Annotated in this window: 2 protein-coding genes and 1 tRNA gene; 1 reads left to right on the top strand and 2 read right to left on the bottom strand. The window is 64.7% G+C overall.

What is annotated here, in order from left to right:
- Positions 1-384: 384 nt before the first annotated feature.
- Positions 385-461, top strand: a tRNA-Met gene (locus ABZU75_RS46365).
- Positions 462-577: 116 nt separating this feature from the next.
- Here ABZU75_RS46365 and ABZU75_RS46360 read toward each other — a convergent pair.
- Together ABZU75_RS46360 and ABZU75_RS46355 are read right to left on the bottom strand one after the other, a co-directional pair.
- Complete coding sequence (locus ABZU75_RS46360; RefSeq protein WP_355569961.1) at positions 578-823, bottom strand: hypothetical protein; 246 nt, start codon at positions 821-823, stop codon at positions 578-580.
- A gap of 53 nt (positions 824-876) precedes the next feature.
- On the bottom strand, positions 877-1,287 hold the full coding sequence (locus ABZU75_RS46355; protein WP_355569958.1) for a hypothetical protein: 411 nt from the start codon (positions 1,285-1,287) through the stop codon (positions 877-879).
- Positions 1,288-1,676: the final 389 nt, after the last annotated feature.

The raw sequence follows: 1,676 nt of genomic DNA, 5'->3' as shown, positions 1-1,676 counted from the left end.
GGTAGCTCGCTGGGCTCATAACCCAGAGGTCGCAGGTTCAAATCCTGTGCCCGCTACCAACGAAGATCCCGGTCGCCGGAAACGGCGACCGGGATCTTCTGCGTTTCCCCGGCTTCTCCTGAACCGGGGCCGGGAGGCCGGCCGCGTAACCCTCGTGCGGGGTCCACAGCCGGCGTAAAGCGTTCACCGCTCAAGCTCTGGTGCCCCGTCCGTGCGCGAGGTGGCGGGTGAGGGCGATGCCTTCGGCCACGGCCGTCCTGACCTGCGTGATCACACTGCGACCGGGTCATCCGCGAGCGGGGTGGCGTGGGATAGGTCAACCCACGTCCCCGCGCCGATTTGCAGCCGGAGGGGAATTGCGGCTAGTGTTCAAGCACACACCGACGCGGGGTGGAGCAGCTCGGTAGCTCGCTGGGCTCATAACCCAGAGGTCGCAGGTTCAAATCCTGTCCCCGCTACCAACGAAGGCCCTGATCTCCTGGAGATCAGGGCCTTCTGCGTTTCCGTGATTGGTCTGCCCAGTGCCTCCATGGCCGCTGAAGAGTGAGGAGGGGGCCGGGGCCGACCTGAGGCGCCATCACGGAGCCGTGGCTCGTCCGGCCCCCACCCGGCGATGCCGCGGAACGAAACCGGGCTTGGCGCGACGCACCAGCAGGCTCGCCTTGTAAAGAGCCCAGCAGGTGAGGAAGGCCCCGAAGGAGACCTGCCCGATCCACGTCCACGCCGAGGTCTCGACGGCTGCGAACATCACCACACCGGTCCAGACGAAGCCGAAGACGCCCACGAGGGTCGCCGCAGCCCAATTCAGCCCTCGCTGCAACATGCCTGGAGTCTTACAGATCTTGGTTCAAGACCAGGTCAATGACGTGGAACGCCTCATCGGGGGATGCTACGGCTTGTGCCGGCACACCTGCGCGCGCGAGCCCCTCCGGTGTTCATCGGGGTGGTTCCGAGAGGATTCTCCTCAAGATAGGCCAGCAGCATGGCCGCTGTGTGGGCGTCTGCCAGGATCCGGTTCACCTCGTCCTCGGATGTCGGGAGCTGGCCACGCTTGGCGAGCTCGTCGGTGAGGAAGGTCAACGGCTCCGGGTAGCCGGCCGCCTCCGCGGCGACCGTTGCCCGAGCCGCGGTGAGGAGACGCAGGTAGTAGGCGCGGAGGGTCGCCTCTCGCATGCGTGCGTCTTCAAGGTCGTTCAGCAGAGACCTGGCAACCCTCAACAAGTCACCTGGGTGGTTGGCCTCCGCGTCGATGTGCGCGCGGATGTCGTCGAACTCCGAGCGGGTCATGGTGCTCACCTCCACGGCGGAGTCAGGATCCTGACCCTCGCGCCTACTTCGTATCCAGAGTCGATTGCGAATGGCTTGACGTCTGGTTGCGCACTTCGACTTCCTATGACTGTTTGGGACGCGCGAGCCCCGGGGATGGTTGGCAAGTTGTCTCTGTGACGTGAGAGTCCTGGTAGTGTTCTTCTCGCAGGGCAACGAGCCCCCGGATCCAGAATCTCCCGGGTAGGCGGAGTGCCCGGCAAAACCCTCTCACTATCCCGACAAATCGGGCGTGTCTGCATGAGTTGGACACCGACCGGATGTTGGAGTAAGTTAGAGGGGTTGCCCTGGAAACAGGGTGGTCGCAATCCTAGCGGGTTCGGCGGGTCTGAGTCGATGGTCGGGAAGCC

It is taken from the genome of Streptosporangium sp. NPDC005286 (assembly GCF_040607515.1).
In the GTDB taxonomy this organism is placed as follows: Bacteria; Actinomycetota; Actinomycetes; order Streptosporangiales; family Streptosporangiaceae; genus Streptosporangium.
Note: the sequence above shows the minus strand (reverse complement) of the source record. Positions and strands in the feature narration are given on the sequence as shown.